Source organism: Paenibacillus sp. Soil724D2, from assembly GCF_001427935.1.
In the GTDB taxonomy this organism is placed as follows: domain Bacteria; phylum Bacillota; class Bacilli; order Paenibacillales; family NBRC-103111; genus Paenibacillus_E.
This window is the reverse complement of sequence record NZ_LMRY01000059.1, coordinates 302,645-321,163: the sequence shown is the minus strand read 5'-3', so window position 1 is coordinate 321,163 and position 18,519 is coordinate 302,645. Positions and strand designations below refer to the sequence as shown.

Annotated in this window: 18 protein-coding genes; 12 read left to right on the top strand and 6 right to left on the bottom strand. The window is 43.8% G+C overall.

Annotated features, from left to right (window positions below; all coding sequences use genetic code 11):
* Nucleotides 1-138 precede the first annotated feature (138 nt).
* A complete protein-coding gene (locus tag ASG85_RS34945) occupies nt 139-1,437 on the top strand; it encodes an alpha-glucosidase/alpha-galactosidase (protein WP_057307876.1) in 1,299 nt (432 codons plus the stop codon).
* Nucleotides 1,438-2,014: 577 nt separating this feature from the next.
* Here the strand turns inward: ASG85_RS34945 and ASG85_RS34935 are convergent.
* The 6 genes from ASG85_RS34935 to ASG85_RS34910 form a co-directional block, all read right to left on the bottom strand.
* Complete coding sequence (locus ASG85_RS34935) at nt 2,015-2,332, bottom strand: hypothetical protein (RefSeq protein ID WP_060649298.1); 318 nt, start codon at nt 2,330-2,332, stop codon at nt 2,015-2,017.
* A 95-nt stretch (nt 2,333-2,427) separates the two neighbouring features.
* Entirely contained in the window at nt 2,428-4,653 is a 2,226-nt protein-coding gene (locus ASG85_RS34930; protein WP_060649297.1) for an MMPL family transporter, read from the bottom strand.
* Between the two features lie 73 nt (nt 4,654-4,726).
* Nucleotides 4,727-6,106 (bottom strand): sensor histidine kinase, encoded by a 1,380-nt coding sequence (locus ASG85_RS34925; protein ID WP_060649296.1) that lies wholly within the window; start codon nt 6,104-6,106, stop codon nt 4,727-4,729.
* Entirely contained in the window at nt 6,103-6,783 is a 681-nt protein-coding gene (locus ASG85_RS34920) for a response regulator transcription factor (RefSeq protein ID WP_060649295.1), read from the bottom strand. Before ASG85_RS34920 ends, ASG85_RS34925 begins: the two co-directional genes overlap by 4 nt.
* A 142-nt stretch (nt 6,784-6,925) precedes the next feature.
* A complete protein-coding gene (locus ASG85_RS34915) occupies nt 6,926-7,372 on the bottom strand; it encodes a cupredoxin domain-containing protein (protein ID WP_060649294.1) in 447 nt (148 codons plus the stop codon).
* Nucleotides 7,373-7,482: 110 nt separating this feature from the next.
* Nucleotides 7,483-7,959, bottom strand: a complete 477-nt coding sequence (locus ASG85_RS34910; RefSeq protein ID WP_156397063.1) for an HPP family protein — start codon at nt 7,957-7,959, stop codon at nt 7,483-7,485.
* 119 nt (nt 7,960-8,078) lie between these two features.
* Here ASG85_RS34910 and ASG85_RS34905 point away from each other — a divergent pair, with 119 nt between their 5' ends.
* The 11 genes from ASG85_RS34905 (at nt 8,079) to ASG85_RS34855 (ending at nt 18,507) form a co-directional block, all read left to right on the top strand.
* Nucleotides 8,079-8,990, top strand: a complete 912-nt coding sequence (locus tag ASG85_RS34905) for a LysR family transcriptional regulator (RefSeq protein WP_060649292.1) — start codon at nt 8,079-8,081, stop codon at nt 8,988-8,990.
* A 71-nt stretch (nt 8,991-9,061) separates the two neighbouring features.
* Nucleotides 9,062-9,661 carry a DedA family protein gene (locus tag ASG85_RS34900; RefSeq protein ID WP_047680532.1) on the top strand — a complete coding sequence of 200 codons (600 nt, stop codon included), beginning with the start codon at nt 9,062-9,064 and terminating at the stop codon, nt 9,659-9,661.
* A gap of 76 nt (nt 9,662-9,737) precedes the next feature.
* Nucleotides 9,738-10,304, top strand: a complete 567-nt coding sequence (locus ASG85_RS34895; RefSeq protein WP_057307867.1) for a thioredoxin family protein — start codon at nt 9,738-9,740, stop codon at nt 10,302-10,304.
* An 11-nt stretch (nt 10,305-10,315) separates the two neighbouring features.
* Nucleotides 10,316-10,939 carry an MBL fold metallo-hydrolase gene (locus ASG85_RS34890; RefSeq protein WP_057307866.1) on the top strand — a complete coding sequence of 208 codons (624 nt, stop codon included), beginning with the start codon at nt 10,316-10,318 and terminating at the stop codon, nt 10,937-10,939.
* Between the two features lie 308 nt (nt 10,940-11,247).
* Entirely contained in the window at nt 11,248-11,553 is a 306-nt protein-coding gene (locus ASG85_RS38530; RefSeq protein ID WP_057307865.1) for a hypothetical protein, read from the top strand.
* 422 nt (nt 11,554-11,975) lie between these two features.
* The gene (locus tag ASG85_RS34880) at nt 11,976-12,419 is read left to right on the top strand and encodes a DUF1761 domain-containing protein (RefSeq protein WP_060649291.1); all 444 of its coding nucleotides are present in this window, start codon (nt 11,976-11,978) and stop codon (nt 12,417-12,419) included.
* A gap of 195 nt (nt 12,420-12,614) precedes the next feature.
* Nucleotides 12,615-14,048: a spore germination protein gene (locus tag ASG85_RS34875; RefSeq protein ID WP_060649290.1), complete on the top strand. Its 1,434-nt coding sequence runs from the start codon at nt 12,615-12,617 to the stop codon at nt 14,046-14,048.
* Nucleotides 14,049-14,050: 2 nt separating this feature from the next.
* Nucleotides 14,051-15,295, top strand: a complete 1,245-nt coding sequence (locus tag ASG85_RS34870; RefSeq protein ID WP_082588350.1) for a Ger(x)C family spore germination protein — start codon at nt 14,051-14,053, stop codon at nt 15,293-15,295.
* 252 nt (nt 15,296-15,547) lie between these two features.
* Nucleotides 15,548-16,645, top strand: a complete 1,098-nt coding sequence (locus ASG85_RS34865) for a GerAB/ArcD/ProY family transporter (RefSeq protein WP_060649289.1) — start codon at nt 15,548-15,550, stop codon at nt 16,643-16,645.
* A 111-nt stretch (nt 16,646-16,756) separates the two neighbouring features.
* Nucleotides 16,757-17,107, top strand: a complete 351-nt coding sequence (locus ASG85_RS34860) for a hypothetical protein (protein WP_060649288.1) — start codon at nt 16,757-16,759, stop codon at nt 17,105-17,107.
* 236 nt (nt 17,108-17,343) lie between these two features.
* Nucleotides 17,344-18,507 (top strand): YhgE/Pip domain-containing protein, encoded by a 1,164-nt coding sequence (locus ASG85_RS34855; RefSeq protein ID WP_060649287.1) that lies wholly within the window; start codon nt 17,344-17,346, stop codon nt 18,505-18,507.
* Nucleotides 18,508-18,519: the final 12 nt, after the last annotated feature.

Genomic DNA, 18,519 nt, shown 5'->3' with positions numbered 1-18,519 from the left:
TTTTTAGTTTTTGTTTCTAGGGTACATCAATAAACTACAAATGTCCATATAGGAGTTCATTCAATCCATGTCCTTGGGAGTCGTCCTGCGCTATAGTGAGGATAAGAAAAAAGAACTCACTATGGAGGAGATTCACACATGTCCAAGATTACTTTTCTAGGTGCTGGAAGTACGGTTTTTGCCAAAAATGTACTTGGTGATTGTTTGCACACACCTGCGCTGCAAGGCTTTGAAATCGCTCTCTTTGATATTGATCATGAACGTCTGCAGGATTCAGCCAACATGCTGAATAACATCAAAAAAACTAGCGGAAGTACGTCTGTTATAAAAGCTTATACGGACCGTAAAGAAGCTCTAAGCGGAGCTAAATATGTGGTGAACGCTATCCAAGTAGGTGGCTATGATCCATGTACAATAACGGATTTTGAAATCCCTAAAAAGTACGGTTTGCGTCAAACGATTGCTGACACAGTCGGTATCGGAGGTATTTTCCGAAATCTGCGTACGATCCCTGTGATGCTGGATTTCGCGGCGGATATTCGCGAGGTATGTCCGGATGCCCTGTTCCTCAACTACACGAATCCGATGGCGGTATTAACCAATGTTATGAACACGTATGGCGGTGTTCGCACAGTTGGCTTATGTCACAGCGTACAAGCGTGTATTCCGGAGCTTTTCAAAAGTCTGGGCTTGGAAAAGGAAGGCGTTAAAGCCAAAATCGCCGGTATCAACCATATGGCGTGGCTGCTGGAAGTAACCAAGGATGGCGTTGACCTTTATCCAGAGATTAAGAAGCGTGCTGCGGAAAAGCAAAAAGAGAAGCATTGGGATATGGTTCGTTATGAAATGATGCTGAAATTCGGTCATTATATTACCGAGTCGTCCGAGCATAACGCTGAGTACCATCCGTATTTCATCAAACGTAATTATCCAGAGCTGGTAGACCGCTTTAATATTCCACTCGACGAATATCCACGCCGCTGCATCGAGCAAATTAGCAGATGGAAACAAATGCGCGAGGATCTAGTAAATGATGCGAATTTGACACACAATCGTTCCCATGAGTATGCTTCATACATTTTCGAAGCGATTGAGACCGATATTCCGTTCAAAATCGGCGGAAATGTGATGAATACTGGTTTAATTACGAACTTGCCACGCGAAGCATGCGTTGAAGTTCCTTGCTTAGTAGACCGTAATGGAGTTACGCCTACCTACGTTGGCGATCTGCCTCCTCAGCTAGCGGCGCTCAACCGTACGAATATCAATACACAGCTGCTGACAATTGAAGCAGCAATCACAGGTAAACGCGAGCATATTTATCACGCAGCTATGTTGGATCCACATACATCAGCAGAGCTGTCGATGGACGATATCGTTGCGATGTGTGATGAGTTAATTGAAGCACACGGCAAATGGCTGCCTGAATATCACTAAGCATCTTAAAAGAACGTAGGGCGGGGCATTTGTCTGAAGCGTGACCCGAAAGATGGACACATTGAAAAAGGTGACCTCTTTCGGGTCTTTTTGCGCTTATATTCATGAATATGAAAGTGGTTTACAGGTGGGTGAAATAGCAGGAGTAGGAGGGGAATATGGTTTGAATGAATGAGTGAATTCCATCTTCACGGTAAAATGATGTTGCAGAAAGTGCAACAATTCTGCCTAGATGCCACCTTTATCCCTTCGATGTTGCATAATGTACAACAATTTAGCCCCATACAGCCCATTCGCGACAAAGGGATTCGAATTGTTGTACAAACTGCAACTTTTACTTGCAAAATAGCCTTTAGGCGTGTGAATTGTTGTACAAACTACAACATTGGTAATCACGGTAGCCCATCGAGGTTGCTGCTCGAATCAAAATCGGAATTTGGAGCTAGGACAATAAAAAAGATGACTCCCGGCGAATACCGAATACAGGAGCCATCTTTTTATTAAATTAGGTTCTTTCATTTAAATGTCCACGAATGGGGTCACATTCCTGTCTAACATACCCATGGCCTTCTTTGCTTTAACCACCGAATGCGTCACGAAATGCATGGTTTAATGCTTCAAGCTCTACATTCCAAAGCGGGGCAATTTCTGGCCCTACGTTTTCGTCGAACCAGTCGGAAAGCGCTTTGCGGTTGCTGCCGTTCTCCATGATGAATGGGAGATTCAGCATCACCTTTTTCACATAGAGCTCTTCAGCAGCCCTAATCTGCTCGGGGGAAATCCATACTTTCAAGCGCTTAACGGTTCGGTATAATTCCTTGCTGCAAGCCCTCCGAATCCCACGTGCACTGGGGAACTGCTGCTTATGTTTTTCACTCGGCTTGTTATTGATCATGACTGTATCCACACTCCCTCTATGCTATTTGTATGCATGGAGAGGGCGCAGAGCCACTGGGGACAGGAACCTAAGCCGCCCATTTGGGTAGAGGATTATAGATTTACTGCCTTATTTTGTTGGAGCCTGGTGTCTGCTCCTTTTGGTGCCAGGTAAGTCATTAGAGCTGGAAGCAGCATGCCGCGAACGAGGAAGGTATCGATTAGAATCCCGGCAGCCATGGCGAAACCGAACAGCATCAATTCTTGAAGCGGTTGTGTCATTAGCACACTGAAGGTAGCTGCAAGGACAATACCAGCAGAAGAAATGACCCCGCCTGTCAATGCGACGCCGCGACCGACTGCTTCCTTCCACACATAGTTCTGAGCTTCCTCTTTAATCCGAGAGACCAACACAATGTTGTAATCGACACCTAACGCGATGAGAAAGACGAACGTGTAGACAGGCAATCGATAGCTAAAAGCATCATAGCCAAATCCGTAATGGAAGACACTCCATACTAGCCCCATAGTTGCCGCATAGGATAATAGCATGGTTGCAATCATTGTGAAAGCCAATCGGATAGATCGGGCCTGCCAAATGAGCATGAGAGTAATAAATACGGTAATTAGCGAAAATAGGACGAGTGTATCACGTTTATTCATAGATCGGACATCCAGTTGATCAGCCGTTTGGCCTGCATAATGAAGGGAAAACTGAGCAGGATCAAATCCGCTGTCTCGGAGTAATTGTTCACTATCCGTACGCATTTGGTTAATCAAATCCAGTGCTTCCTGATCGTATGGGTTTTGCTTCAACGTCATCTGGAGTTTGATGGTATGTTTTTGCTTAGAGAGAATCGTTAGGGCAGTTGGGTTACCCGGAGTCAGCAAATTCTGATTGATTTCAGGTGTGATTCCGCTGATCCCGTTTCTTTTTTTCATGGCATTAACCAATAAACGAGTCTTATCAATAAAAGCGGCATCCAAAACGATCTCTTTCTCCGATTTCAAGAGGACCGTAACCGGGGCTAATTGCCCTTGTGGGAAGCGCTGCTGTAGAAGCTCGAAGCCTTGTCGCGACGAAATATCGTTAGGAAAGGACTTCATTAAGTTAAATGAATAGTTCATGCTTAACGTAGTAAAAGAGGGAATAATTAATACTATTAATAATAGGACGGCAGTGAAAGCAGGCTTTTTTGTTATAAAAGCACTAATTTTTGTCCAGAATCCCTTCTGTTTCACTTCAGAAAGTGTCATCTCCCTCTTTGGAATCAGGGGCCAGAAGGCTTTGCGTCCAACAAGTGCAAATACGGCAGGGATTAGGGTCAATCCACCTAGCAGGATGATGATCATGGCAACTGAAAACACAGGCGCAAAGTGATGGTAAGGTTTGAAAATGGCAGAGAACAAAGTGAGCATGGCGATAAAGACCGTCCCGCCGCTGAATAGGATAGGTTCAGCTACTTTCGAGAAAGCAGTAGACATCGCATCGTATTTGGAGTCTGTTTTCCTTAATTCAGACCGGTAACGAGCAACGATAAATAAGCAATAATCGGTTAGCACCGCGAAAAGCAGAATCATCATGATGGAAAGGGATTGCTTCTCGACGAAGAACCAGCCCATTTTACCCGCCAATCCGAGGATTCGGTCGACAACTTGATACACCATGCCGGCAATAACTAAAGGCAGCAGGGCGAGCAGAGGCGAACGATAAATGATGATCAAAATGACTAAAATCAAAACAACCGTTGCTAGCATTAAGACGAAGTCAGCTTTCTTGAAAAGCATGATCGTATCGGAAGAGATGCCGGCAGGCCCTGTGATTTCAAGCCCGACAGCTCCCAGGCCAATCTGATCCGCAGTATGTCGAATTTGCTCAAGGGTGTCATAGACGTGCCCGGATTCCAAATCCTTTTGCAATGAGACGGTCAGCAGGAGTGTTGTTTGATCCTCGGAAAATAAGGAATCCTGTTGTGGTTTGGGTAGTTGATGGAAAGGTACGGCGCGCGTAATCAAGGGCGGCTTCTGATCGGAGCTAAGCCATTCACTGATTTTTTCGATATTTCTGCGTTCTACATCTGTTATTGCGTTCTGTCCATGGAAGACAAGAAGGGCTGTTAAGCCATCTTGAGATGGATAGTCTTCTTTCAGAATTTGCTGAGCTGCCGCGGATAGCGTATTTTCATGGATGCTGCCTTCTCCGCCGCTTTTTGCAACTTCCTTTGAGGATGGCGCAATTACGCTTAATAAGATAATAGCAGCTAGCCAACTGATCAAAACGATTTTAACTCCTTTGGAGCTGCTAACAAAACGAGCTAACTGTGGTAAAAAACGATTCATTGTGTTCGTATCCCCTTTCCTTATTCTCGTTAGAATTGTAGGAAAGGAATATGAACGGACGATGAATGTTCGATTACAATCGTGGCAGACGCACTGTGAACGTTGTGCCTTTATCGACTTCGCTCTGCACATCAATGCTTCCCTGGTGGAGCCGGATAATTTTCTGTGCAATCGATAATCCCAAGCCGCTGCCGGAACGAGCACGGTTTCTTGCCTTATCTGCTTTATAGAAGCGATCAAAGATATGCGGCAGCTCAGCTTCCGGTATCCCAATCCCTGTATCGCTGATCAGAATGAGGATCTCTGTTTCCAGCTTCTGAATCACGATCTGCAACGTATCCCCAGGCCGGGAAAACTTGATGCTGTTCGTGATGAAATTCAGCCAAACTTGATGGAGCAGCTGGGCGTCCGCAGAGATTTCTGTTTCCGGCAGTTCAAGTTCGATCTCTAGCTCTTTCTCAGTCCATTGCCACTCGGTGACAATCAGAATCTGGCGAACTTGCTCATCAAGTCGATAGACGCTTCGCTTAATGACATGGCTTTCTTTGTCTAAAGAGGCCAGCGTTAGCAGCTGCTTACTGAGTGAAGACAACCGCTTGCTTTCTTCTAAAATGATATGAAGATACCGTTCTTTCTCTTCCTCAGAGGTCTCTTTATCCAGAATCGACTGAGCGAAGCCTTGTATGGATGTTAACGGAGACTGAATTTCATGGGAAACGTTGCCCACGAATTCCTGACGCATGTTATCCAGCTGTTTGAGGGATTGGGCCATGTAGGTGAAGTCTCTGGCCAACTCTCCAATCTCATCTTGCCGGGAAACGTCCATGGCACTTTCAAAATTTCCTTTGACGATCCGTTTCGTTGCATCAGTTAACTTTTTGACAGGCTTAACAATGTATTGCGAGAAAATAATAATGAAGAGGATACTAAAAAGAAACGTAAGCCCTAACAGAAAGGCCATGAGGATTCGAACACCGCCAATTTGCTGCGTCAGATTTGGCCGCACGAATAGGGCATAAGGTTTTCCCTTTACCTGAATAGGGACACCTATGCTATTTTGTAGGCTATTTTCAAAGAATCCAGTCACCATGAGAAAATGACGCTCTTGCAACACGCCCCGATACGGTTCTCCGGCTAAGACAAGCCTGATCTGCTCCGGATCCATCTGGGTATGTTTGAACGGAGTCCCGTAGAAGGTTCCTTCCAACCGATCGTTAACGGCATAAAGTTGAAATCCCATATTAGCGATATGAGTAAAATAGATTGCCGGCTCCAGATCAGGCACTTGTTCATACAAGGTACGGATCTCCGTTGTGATCTTCCAAAGCTGATCTTCATTTTCGCCTCTTAATTTGGCCGAATAATAGCCATTCGAGAGGAGCAGGGCGAGCATACTGCTCACCATCGCAATGACAATAAAGGTAACAACGATGCGTGTATATAGTGTCTTCACCGTTCAGTCACCTCAAGCTTGTAACCAAGTCCTCGTACAGTTGTAATGACGAAATCATCGGTCATCTCAACAAATCGTTCCCGTAAACGCTTGATATGGACATCAATAGTACGGCTGTCGCCTTCATAGTCTGTTCCCCAGAGCATTTGAATCAGCTGTTCCCGCGTGAATATGCGTCCTGGATGACTGGCTAATTGGGCCAATAGTTGAAATTCTTTAAGGGGGAGCAGAAGTGTTTGGCCTCTGGCTATCACTTCATAGCTTTTGCGATTGATGATCGTTTGGTTCAAGGTAATCACCTCGGAGGAGACAAGCTGGTAACGGCGCAGTAAAGCTCTCGCTCGGAACAACAATTCCTTGGGCTCAAAGGGTTTAACCATATAGTCATCAGTCCCAGACAGAAAACCTTTCTCTTTATCTTCGATTTCTCCTTTGGCAGTTAAAAGAAGGACAGGAATATCATAATGCTCGCGGATTTCCGAACATAGCTCCAGGCCATCGCGCAGCGGCATCATGACATCGACAATCGCCAAATGAATTTGCTTCGTTTCCATCAACCTGGACGCTTGTTCTCCGTCACTTGCTTCAAACACCGCATAGCCTTCCTTTGAAAATAAGAAACGGAGCAATTCCCGAATGTGAGCATCGTCATCGACAACTAGAATATGAGTTTTCAAAACGAAAGCACCTTCTTCATTAAAATCATTGAACTTTGCAACAGTGTAAACGAAAAAAAACCTTATTGCTACTCCAGATATCAAAATCCCATGAGGGAGTTAGGAGACCTGAGAGCAGATAAGGTTTTCGTCAGAAAAACGGCTAATCCACCACGATATAGCCGATCATCGGACCGCTATGGGCAATATCCGTGTGCGTCAAGCAGATGAGGCGGTAAGTCCCTTCCTGATTGGCTGTGAAATGTACAATGGTTTCTTTCCCTTTCTTGACTTCACCGCTAATATTTAGCCCTTCGATGAGAAAAGGGTGGCTCTGACCGTTCACGCCATAGATGCTAAGTTTGATTCTCTCGCCCTTTTGGACAACGACAGTGCCTGGATCCCATCGATAGGCTTCGATTGTTTTACCGTCTGCCGTGGTTGATTTAAACTCTCCGACAACCATGTGAATCGTTCTTTCCGCGGTCGGGTCGGCCGCCGTTGGAACGATGCTCCCACGGTTCATATACAGCAAGCCGGAAAAGAGCAGCAGCAGAGCAGCGGCTGCCAGATAGAGATGCTTACGTTTAACAATCCATACTCGGGACATGGTTGGTCCGCCTCCTGTACAAGGGTCTTGTACATCTTATGCGGAGGCTTGTCAGCGCATGATTATGATCTGATGAACAGTTCAAGCTTCTGTTCAAGTGAGGGTTCTAATTACCACCATGCTGTGGGGTAATGGGTTCGGGTTACCCGGTGATAAACGAGGGCAACCAGCACGAGCACCGCGGCGCCGAGCAGCACCGGCGTAAGCAGGAAGCCCCAGCCCGCGCCCGTGAGCATCACGAGCAGCGGGTCTGCGCCGGCCGGCGGATGCAGCGTGCGCGTCAGCTGCATAAGCGTGATAGCGGCGCCAACAGCAAGGGCGAGGCTCCACGCGTGGACGCCGAAGGCGGAGAGCGCGCAGAGCCCGACGAGCGTGCTCAGCAGGTGGCCGCCGACGAGGCTGCGGGGCTGAGCGAGCGGGCTCTGCGGGAGCGCGAAGGCGATGACGCAGGAAGCGCCGAAGGGCGCCATAAGCAGCGCGACTCGGGTGAAATCGCCGAGTAAGCTGCAAATCAGAATGGCGAGAAATCCGCCGATTCCGGGGATGAGCAGAGCGAATACTTTGGGGAATGATGCAGGGCTATTCATTGCTTGTGTACACCTCTTTTCCATTATTAATTCTCATGGTATCATGAGTTGAATCATTTGAATAACGAATGATTGTGATATTAGATATTTGATAATTCGATATGTGGGAGTGGCGTACAATGCTTGAACATATGGACGGGCGCAGCATGAAAACCTTCATCACGGTGATGGAGGAGAAGAGCATCAGCAAGGCAGCTCTCAAGCTCGGATACGTGCAATCTACAGTTACGATGCATATTCATCAGCTTGAGCAAACATTGGGTCAAGCTCTGTTTAAGCGTTTGCCCCGAGGTGTAGAATTAACTGACGCGGGCCGAGAAGTTGCCCCCTATGCGTATCGATACCTACAGCTTGGCGAATCCCTCCAAGATAAATTAACTGGCTTGCATGAACCCAAAGGCGTGGTGCGGCTCCGAGCGCTTGAATCCTTTTGCGTACCGCATCTCCCGCAGCTTCTGCCTACTATTTTTGAACAATACCCTCAGATTCAATTGCAGCTAGAAACTGGCTTTCAGCGCGATATTATCCAAGAAGTATCTGCGTACCGCGTTGACCTTGGTATTGTTCCACGCGACCCGAAGGCTAACAATCTTACTTTTATACCTCTAATCCAAGACGAATTGGTATGGGTAGGGGCTCCTGCATTGGTAAGTCGGATAGAGAACGATGGTTGGGAAGCGATAGCGGATACCAAGGTAATCGGTTTTGGAAGCCGCTGCATTTACCAATCGATGGCCTCTCAGGTCTTAGCAGACAAAGGGTTAGCCACCTTTACAGCCATGGAGTTCGACAGCACGGAAATGATTAAACAGACCTTGATGTTTGGAATGGGTCTTTCCTTAATGCCGTTAACATCCGTTCAGGAAGAGCTTCAATCAGGTAAATTGTTGAGACTGCAATTGGAGAAAACAATTCTACTAGAGCATGGGCTCATTCATCGCTCAGGCAAAGATTTAAGTGCACCTGTACAAGCCTGCAAGGAGCACATTATATCCTACTTTTTAGCGCAAAAAGAGCGTGAAACTGGTTGATAGGAGCCCGTCTGTGATAGAATGTTTTATAGACTAGAAACGGATATTCTAAGTGGAGAGAGGTTTCATGGATGAGTGAGTTGATTCACAATGTACTGCTTTATTTGGAAGAGCTTGGGTATTGGGGGATTTTCCTCGGATTAATGTTGGAAGTTATCCCTAACGAACTGCTTTTGGCTTACGCTGGCTATCTGGTGTCTAAAGGTGAAATTAATTTTGTAGGCGCTATTATTTGCGCAGTAATCGGCGGTACCTTAGCACAAGTGGTGCTCTATTGGATCGGACGCTACGGAGGCAGACCCTTCCTTGAGAAGTACGGCAAATATTTACTTATCAGCAAGCATCATATTGATGTGGCCGAGTCCTGGTTTAACCGCTATGGGACAGGCATGATCTTCACAGCTAGATTCATTCCCATCGTCCGTCATGCGATATCCCTTCCCGGCGGTATGGCCAAAATGCCGCTAGGTAAGTTTACACTCTACACAGGTCTAGCTTTAATTCCATATTCCATTCTCTATGTCTACTTGGGCATGAAGCTCAAAGATAACTGGGAAACGATTGACGAAATCGCAGGACCTTACATTAAGCCATTAATTATCGCAGCGATTGTCTTAACAATCTTGTATGTGGGTTATCAATTATATTTGAAAAGAAAAGCGAAGATATAAGCCACAAAGATTTGGAGCTTTCGCTTGCATTTGCTACAATAAAGAAACGAAAAACGAAAATGGAGGATGACTAGCGATGAGTAAGAATCTAGCAAATAAACTACGTACGGGCTTAAAGCCGCAACAGTTCATTGACAGTATGGAGAAAAATCAAGAACAATTTTTAGCTTATTACAATGGATTTGAATGGGATAATGAAGACGATAAGGAGTATTTTGATTCTCTGAACAACCGGGATGATCTGCGCTGTCTGATCGTTGCTGCGGATTGGTGCGGCGACGTTGTTCGCAATGTACCTGTCGTATTCAAGGCGCTGGAGAACAGCGGTATCCCTACGGAAGTACTTATCATTGAACAAAATTATGACGTGATTGACCAGTTCCTGACGGGTGGCGGTCGTGCGATTCCAATTGTTATATTTACAGATACAGGCGGTTTTGTTTTGGGACAATGGGGTCCGCGTCCGAAACACGTGCAAGCTGTCATGAATCAATTCAAAAAAGAAAATCCAGATCGTGAAGCGGCAGATTATAGCGAAAAAATTCAAGTAGCCAGAGCCGAAATGGGCCGTCAATATGGTGAAGGTAACGGATATCATGCTGTTATTGTGAAGGAACTTCGTGAATTAATCGAGTCGTTCTAAGGTGAATACATATGATTAAAATAGAATCTTTTGTTCTAGGCCCGGTAAGTACAAACGCGTATTTGTTATCTGATCCAGAAACGAAAAAAGGCATTATCATAGATCCTGGCATGAATCCTAAATCACTTATCAAAAAGATTGCCGATTTGGATATTGAAGCGATTCTCCTCACGCATGCTCATTTTGACCATATCGGCGGTGTCGATGAGATTCGTAAGCTCAAACGCTGCCCCGTGTATATTCACGATTTAGAAGCCGATTGGCTGACAAATCCGAAGAAAAACGGCTCAGCACGCTGGCCTGATCTAGGTGCTCCGATTGAAACGGACCCGGCTGAATATGCGCTAGACGAAGGCCAAACGCTCGAGTTTCTTGGTATTAAGCTTAAGGTATTCCATACCCCCGGTCATTCACCGGGAAGTGTGAGCTTCTTATACGAGAAGCACCTGTTCAGTGGAGATGTGCTGTTCAAACTGTCAGTAGGTCGAACGGACCTTCTCGGTGGGGATAACAACGTATTGCTGGATTCCATTCAAGATAAGCTGTTTTTACTCGATGACGATGTCATTGTGTATCCCGGACATGGCGCCAAAACAACGATTGGTTTCGAACGTGAAAACAATCCATATGTGTAAATATGAAAGGACTGCTCCCGCCTGAGGAGCAGTCTTTTTTTAGTTGAAAATGAGCTAAGAGGAACGACGATTCGCTATTTATCGAAAAAGTTACCTATTTGAGGGTTAGGGAACATGAATGCTCGTTCGCCCATGACACATAACCATTTTATTTGGATCTGGGTATTTACCGTGTTCAAGGTAGGTGCTCCCCCATAGACTGATGTTGTAAGCTATTCACCCAACCTAAACGAAAACAAGTAGTTAAAGACCATTTAATTTTATGATGAAAGTTTTCCTTAAGGAAAACTTTGAGGAGGTGCTCTTTCATGGAATATGTAAAAGCTCCAACGTACCCGATGGCCCCAATGCCGATGCCAACTCCAATGCCAGCTCCAATGCCAATGCCGATGCCAACCCCAATGCCGTTACCGGTACAGCAAGCTCCAATAATGCAAAGCCCGGTTCACAATGATATCCACTTGCACGCATCCTACCAACAAACATCGTATGTTTTCCCGAAACCGGTTGTGCATCACCCTGTAGCCAAAGTCAGCTCTTATAACTCAGTAGGAAGTATTCTCGTTCTGTTCATTTTGCTTGTTATTATTACACGTGGGTTTTGTAAATATTAATTCGCTGGTCATCAGTAAAAAAGTAATCCACCCGGGACTTTCAACCGGAGTGGATTACTTTTTTTATATTCGGAGTGGACTTAGAGCCATAAACCTGGAAATCAAATAACGAATATCTGTAAGTTGTTCAGTGTTGACGGCTTCTTTGAAACGAAATCTCATGTAAACCGTATAGAATGGGACGAATTTGACCTGTTAAACCACTTTTCGCCAAAGGCATAAGCCCTGGGAAAGTGGTTTTTTACGTGAAGTCGTATATTAGAGAAAGAAAGATCAAAAAAATGATTGCGCAGCAAAGCAGCTGGCTGTTTTTAGGGTTTGACATGAAACCAAATGGTTGTATATAATGAATTGGGAAACCTATTGGTTTCATATCCAGCAAGAGATCATGCCAAAAAAAATCAAAAAAAGAGGGTATCTGAATGTTGTTACAAGGGATCAATTATTGGGCAGTCTTAGTAACAGGCATTTTATCTTTAGTGCTTGGATTTTTGTGGATGGCGGTTATTTGGAAGCAGCCTTATCAGAAGCGTATGTACGGGGGCATGGACTTGTCCAAAGAGGCAAGTTCGTCAGGCAAGATTCAATCTTTCGTGATTTATATTTTAGTCTCATTCATAACCTCGATTGCATTCGCAGCCTGCTTGGAACTTTGGAGAGCCGGTGGGAAAGCCTTCGGCTACGATGGAAACAGTTTGTCGAGTTCTTTCTGGTTTACCATGCTGCTAACTGCCGGCTTTACGCTTCCATTCACGGTCGGTAAAAAAGTATGGCAATTCAAAAGCTGGCTCGTTGTAGCCGTAGATACTTCATATGAGATCGTTCGTTTTACGATGCTGCTTCTGATCTTCTGGTTCTGGAAGTAAGCTATTATCCGACAACAGTCTAACGACATAAAACTACCTACAACGAAACCTTGTTAAATCAAGGTTTTTTGCTTTTGTAGGGATATTCTTGTCGTTTTTTTTGAAACAATTGTGTAAACCTCTATTAAAAAGCGCACAGGTTTTGAAAATTATTTTCAGTTTTCTGGAAATACTTACTATGAGGTGGGATCGCGAATGCACACGGACGAGCAGATGATGAATTTTTCAGCCCAATTAAACGAAAATAGCCAGTATTTACAAACGGTAATGGGCGCTAGCTCGGACTTTGTTGTGCGCAACTTGACGCTACCGGGTAGTTTGCAGATGGCCATCTTTTACTTAGATGGCATGGTTGACAAACAAGCACTTCAGGAAAGCATTATCCAATGTTTACACGAGCGAACGCCACTTCTGGTGAATGAAATCTCGATCCAATCGATCAAAACAAATGTACTGAATGCCCCAGAAGTGCTAAGCACGTCCTCTATAGCGGAGGCATTGGATCTGATGCTTTCAGGTGCCGTGCTACTTGTAATGGACGGTGCTGGTGAAAGTATTGTAGTGCCAATGCAGGGTTGGGAAGAACGCAGCATTTCGGAATCGAAGACACAGTCAGTTGTTAGAGGACCGCAGGATTCATTTACGGAAACGCTGCGAACGAATACCACCTTGGTTCGAAGAAGAGTGAAGGATACAAGGGTTAGAGTAACAGCTACAAAGGTGGGAGGCTTAACGAAAACGGATATAGCGTTCATGTATATCGAAGGTTTGGCAAATCATGAACTCGTCAATACGTTGCAAATTCGTCTAAATGAAGCCAATTCAGAGAATATTCTGGAGGGAGAGTATTTAGAAGAAATTCTATTAGAGGAAAAACAACTCACGTTATTTCCGGTTATTTACAATACAGATCGGCCAGATGCTATCGCTTCCGGCATTTTGGAAGGCAAAATTGCCATCTTCATTGATGGAACGCCATTTGTTCTATTGGCACCCGCTTTGTTCGTGGATTTTTTCAAATCCGTTGAGGATAAGTATCAATCTGTTATTTTTAGTAATCTTATTCGATTATTACGTTACTTTGCATTATCCATTTGTATACTGGCACCTTCTGTCTATATAACCCTTACGACATTTCATCAGGACATGCTGCCATCACAGCTTTTATTAAGCTTAGCTGCACAACGAGAAGGCGTACCATTTCCAGCATTTTTCGAGGCTATTCTTATGGAGATTACCTTTGAAATACTTCGTGAAGCAGGGATTAGAATGCCTCGTACTGTCGGACAAGCTGTGTCCATTGTTGGCACGATTGTTATCGGACAGGCAGCTGTAGAAGCTACCATTGTTTCAGCGGTTATGGTCATTGTTGTAGCCATAACCGCGATATCCAGTTTTGTCATTCCATCCTACAGTATGTCGATTCCCGTTCGAATCGTCCGTTTCGGTTTTATGATTCTTGCAGCTTCTTTCGGCATGTATGGTTTAACCATAGGGATCATTCTATTATTGATTCATTTATGCCATTTGAATTCTTTTGGGGTTCCATACATGAGTCCCCTTGCTCCTTTCGATAAAACGGAGCAAAGCGACGGTATTTTACGATTCCCTTTTCGAAATAGGAAGTAACTATGAACCGATCGGAGAATGTCACCGTGAAACAAGTTGGCAATATGACATTTATGAGATGCGCGGCAGCTTTACTGATCGTATTCCTCATGTCAGGATGTTGGAATCGGAGAGAGTTAAATGAGCTATCGGTTGTACTTGCTATGGGGATTGATTATAAAGACGATCAATATATGGTAACCGTTCAAGTCGTTGATCCATCTCAAATGTCAAGAAATCGCGCGGCAGAGCGCTCCCCAACTCATGTTTACACGGAAAAAGCTGCCACAATTTTTGAGGCGTTGCGGAAAGTAACAACACAATCTTCAAGGAAATTGTATTTTTCTCAAATGCTTTTACTGCTATTTGATGAAGATGTTGCACGATCAGGTATTAAAGAACCGTTGGATTTTCTATTTCGCGATCACGAAGTTAGACCTGACTTTAATATAGCAGTAGCCAGAGGGAGAAGTGCCAAAGATATCATGTCTTTTGTTACACCGATGGAAGTTCTACCTGCTATGGATTTATATAAATCGCTTCGTGTTTCCGAAAAGGCTTGGGCACCAACTGCTGCGGTCAATGTGAAAACGATCATGGAGAATTTGACAAAAAAAGGTATTGAACCTGTTTTGACCGGACTGACTTTGGAAGGTGATATCGAGAAAGGGATGCTTGGAGAAAACATTAAACAACCTCTAACTTATGCCAATTTCAAATTTAAAGGGATAGGAATTTTCCGAGATGATCGCTTAATTGGATGGCTGAATGATTCTGATAGTAAGTCATTCTCTTACATTACGAATCATGTATCTAACACTGTATCTTATGTTAAGTGTCCTCGTTCGAATGGTGTATTTAATGTTGAGGTTAAACAGGCAAAGGTGAAAGCAGTTCCTATAATGAAAGCTGGCAAGCCATTTGTGAATTTGAATGTATTTATAGAAGCTAACGTTGCCGAAGTGCAATGTGAGTTAGATTTGACGGATGAGGCTATATTTCTTGCTATGCAAACGAATGCGAGTGAAAAATTGAAGCAAATCATAGCGAATGGCATTCATCATGTACAAGACACTTACGGTGTTGATATATATGGCTTTGGGGAGTTATTCCATAGGAAGTATCCAACTTATTGGCATCAACAGGTAGAGGAGTGGGATCACATATTTAGCAACCTGCCGGTTGAAGTTACGATGAACTACAAGCTTCGCAAGTTTGGCAAAATCATCAGTCCCATTGCTAATAATCCTCGGCAAGATAAGGAGTGAATACGGTTGCTACTTGTTTTTTGCATGATAATTGCGGTCATATCTTTTCTTATCGAATGCAGGAGTTTAAAGAAACAAAAGCATAATCGCGACATAGTTACAAGTGGGGGATTTCTTTTGATAGGCGTAATCTTGTGTGTTTTACATGTTTGCCATCTGAAAGTTCCTAGCCCAACGTCGATCATTGAGTATGTGTTTCGTCCAGTCAGTAATTATGTTGCAGGAATTCTCTCATAAGGAAAGAGGTTTACAATGACCAAGCAGCTCATTTCGACTCGGCAAGCAACTATGTGGTTCACACTATATCAATTGGGAAGCGCCTTGCTAATTCTACCAGCTGCCTTGGCTGGTATATCCAAACAGGATGCTTGGATTTCTGTTATAATTGCAATCGGATTATTTCTTTCCTTCAGTCCTGTCTATATCAAGCTAGCGTCTCAAATGAAAGGCCATGACGTAATTGTACATCTTACTTACCTTATAGGCAGATTTCCTGCGAAAATTTCACTCTTTATCTTCTTGATGTGCTTCCCATTTCTGACCTTCACTTTGGTATTGAATGATTTGGGCGCATTTCTAACGACGTCCATTATCACTGAAACACCTTATGAGCCGATTTATTTATTAATGATCATTGCAGTAATTTGTGTTGTTAGAGCTGGAGTCACGGTTGCGGGGAGAGTAGCAGAGCTCTTGTTTTTTGCCTATTTGATTCTAATTATCATTGGATATTCGGGCTTACTGCCTGTGTTTAAAATAGATAATATACTTCCCATTCTCGAGTATGGGTTTAAGCCGGTTATTCACGGTTCTCTACTACTTTTAGCGTTCCCTTATTTAGAGGGTGTGCTTTTTTTGTTTTTCGCTCCTCATGTACAAGATCAGACCAAATGGAAGAGCATCATACTGAAAAGTACCATGATGAGCGGAATTACCTTTTTAGTTATTACTTTATTAGTCATTGGAACGCTGAGCGAGGGTGTGACTGCCAATTTAACTTATCCAAGTTATTTTGTATTGCGTACAGTGATTTTCGCGGATATCTATGAACGATTTGAGCAATTGTTTGCTGTGTTATGGTATATTACTATATTTTTTCGTTTGTCATTACTTCTACATGTCGTTTCACATGGTCTGGCTGGAATTTTTCAATTAAAGAACGCTAAGTCATTGACCATCCCCTTGTCTTTCATTGCTTTTACCAGCGCGAAGGATATTTTCCCTAACTATCCAGCTGTTATGCTCGCTTTTCAAGTGTGGCCCTTTTATATCCTTATATTTGGTATGCTGCTTCCAATTGTCATTCTCATTCTGGGATGGATGAAGAGAAGAGGGGCTCAAACCAATTGAGCAATTTGGAAAATGACGTACTGAGGTTCCTTGAATAGTATTACTTTACGACAAATTTGCATATGATTCGTTAGAAAGCGAATAAATTAAGGGCCGGGGAGTGGAAGGGGCATGTCATTTTTTGATAAAGTTAAGCAAGGGGCATCAGAGGCGGCGAAGAAAGCGCAACAAACTGTTGAAATTACGAAATACAAAACTCAAATTTCATTGAAAGAAAGAGAAATTGATAAAATCTATAAATTAATTGGGGAATCGGTCTATACTTCTTATCTTACCGGAGACTACACACAGGTGGAGGCCAATGTAAAGGACTATTGCCAAGGCATAGCTCAAATCAACCAAGAGATCAGTGAGATTGAACAGAAGATTACAGAAGTTAAAAATGAAAAAGAATGCGTATGTGGCAAAGTTGTTGTTGCTGACACGAAGTTCTGTTCGTCATGTGGACATCATTTTGTTTGAGTAGTAGGACGAAGGAGAAAGCAGTTATCGCAGAGAATGCTTCTGTGAGAACTGCTTTTTTGTTGATCCTCAACCTATGCTATGATGTTTTAGAAATAGGTAAGTTAAATGGAGTAAATTAAAAGACAGTTGGACTACAAATCAGATATACATATCTTGACAGCTTTTTAACTCCGCCCTATAATTTAAACAAACGTTTAATTTAAACAATTGTTTAACAAAGAGGAGTGGTTAAAATGAAACACGCACTAGGTGCATTTCTAAAACAAGCAACGACGAAGGTCGGGATTATTACAGCGATTACGTTTCAGTTGTTGTTTAGTTTGATTTGGATGACGGGTTACGCAGGAGTATCCGACAACACGAGCCAATTAAAGATCGCGATTGTTAATGAAGATCAAGGTTTGGGGAGCAAAATTGTTCAGAATCTGCAAGGAAACCTTCCGTTTCAAACAGAGCTAGTAGCTTCTAACGAACAAGCACAGAATCTGTTGAATGATCGTCAGGTTCAGATGGTTATGCATATCTCGGCTGATTTCTCTAAACAGCTTCAAACACCAGGACAGACGGTACCCATTACGTATACAATTAATGAGTCTAATCCTTCTATGACGAAGTCCGTGATGCAAGCGGTAGCCGGGAATGTCACGGCGTCTGTGAACAAAGAGGCTGTAGCAGCTGGGGCATCAGCAGTTCTAACACAGATGAATCCGAAGCTACCAGCCGAGCAAGCAGGTCAAATAGCTCAAGGACTCGCAAATAAGGTGACCTCTGATATTCAAAGCACCAATAGAGTAAAGGATATGCCGAATCAAATGCTTCCTATGATGCTCGTGCTTGCTTCTATTGTGGGTACAATGATCATGGGAATGAACTTTAATGTGTCTACGAATATACTGGGTGCATCTGTTAATAAAATGGGCAAAATGACCGCAAGAATCGTTGTGACAGTCATTGCGGTCGTTGTAGTGGGACTGATCAGTGCAACGATGGTTGTTTCATTAGGCGGGCATGTGGAGAAAGGCTTTTTATCCCTTTGGGCGTTCGAAACCTTATTCTTACTCACCTTTGCGCTCGTCGCTCAAATGTTTTTGACATTGTTTGGGAACGCAGGTATGCTATTTAACATCGCGATGTTGTCCTTGCAATTGGTATCTTCTGGCGCTATTGTGCCAAGGGAGCTTTTGTCGCATTTTTATCATACAATCAGTAATGCTTTCCCCGCGACTTATGCGGTGAATGGGTTAATGAACATTTTGTTCGGCGGACCGGGTGTTGCCAAGGAAGTCAGTTTCTTGTTTCTTATTGCCGCAGTTGCACTAGTCATTGATATTTTGGTTGTGTCTGCGAAAAAAGCAAAGGCAGTGCCTGCCATGGAACAACGTACACAAACCGCTTAGCTCAAGTACGAG

Excerpts from the sequence above, each read along its gene's own strand:
- ASG85_RS34865 (WP_060649289.1), top strand. The coding sequence starts at position 15,548 with ATGACCAAGCAGCTCATTTCGACTCGGCAAGCAACTATGTGGTTCACA.
- ASG85_RS34895 (WP_057307867.1), top strand. The coding sequence starts at position 9,738 with ATGAGTAAGAATCTAGCAAATAAACTACGTACGGGCTTAAAGCCGCAA.
- ASG85_RS34875 (WP_060649290.1), top strand. The coding sequence starts at position 12,615 with ATGCACACGGACGAGCAGATGATGAATTTTTCAGCCCAATTAAACGAA.
- ASG85_RS34880 (WP_060649291.1), top strand. The coding sequence starts at position 11,976 with ATGTTGTTACAAGGGATCAATTATTGGGCAGTCTTAGTAACAGGCATT.
- ASG85_RS34910 (WP_156397063.1), bottom strand. The coding sequence starts at position 7,959 with ATGAATAGCCCTGCATCATTCCCCAAAGTATTCGCTCTGCTCATCCCC.
- ASG85_RS34915 (WP_060649294.1), bottom strand. The coding sequence starts at position 7,372 with ATGTCCCGAGTATGGATTGTTAAACGTAAGCATCTCTATCTGGCAGCC.
- ASG85_RS34860 (WP_060649288.1), top strand. The coding sequence starts at position 16,757 with ATGTCATTTTTTGATAAAGTTAAGCAAGGGGCATCAGAGGCGGCGAAG.
- ASG85_RS38530 (WP_057307865.1), top strand. The coding sequence starts at position 11,248 with ATGGAATATGTAAAAGCTCCAACGTACCCGATGGCCCCAATGCCGATG.
- ASG85_RS34890 (WP_057307866.1), top strand. The coding sequence starts at position 10,316 with ATGATTAAAATAGAATCTTTTGTTCTAGGCCCGGTAAGTACAAACGCG.
- ASG85_RS34930 (WP_060649297.1), bottom strand. The coding sequence starts at position 4,653 with ATGAATCGTTTTTTACCACAGTTAGCTCGTTTTGTTAGCAGCTCCAAA.
- ASG85_RS34855 (WP_060649287.1), top strand. The coding sequence starts at position 17,344 with ATGAAACACGCACTAGGTGCATTTCTAAAACAAGCAACGACGAAGGTC.
- ASG85_RS34905 (WP_060649292.1), top strand. The coding sequence starts at position 8,079 with ATGCTTGAACATATGGACGGGCGCAGCATGAAAACCTTCATCACGGTG.
- ASG85_RS34870 (WP_082588350.1), top strand. The coding sequence starts at position 14,051 with ATGAACCGATCGGAGAATGTCACCGTGAAACAAGTTGGCAATATGACA.
- ASG85_RS34935 (WP_060649298.1), bottom strand. The coding sequence starts at position 2,332 with ATGATCAATAACAAGCCGAGTGAAAAACATAAGCAGCAGTTCCCCAGT.
- ASG85_RS34900 (WP_047680532.1), top strand. The coding sequence starts at position 9,062 with ATGAGTGAGTTGATTCACAATGTACTGCTTTATTTGGAAGAGCTTGGG.
- ASG85_RS34945 (WP_057307876.1), top strand. The coding sequence starts at position 139 with ATGTCCAAGATTACTTTTCTAGGTGCTGGAAGTACGGTTTTTGCCAAA.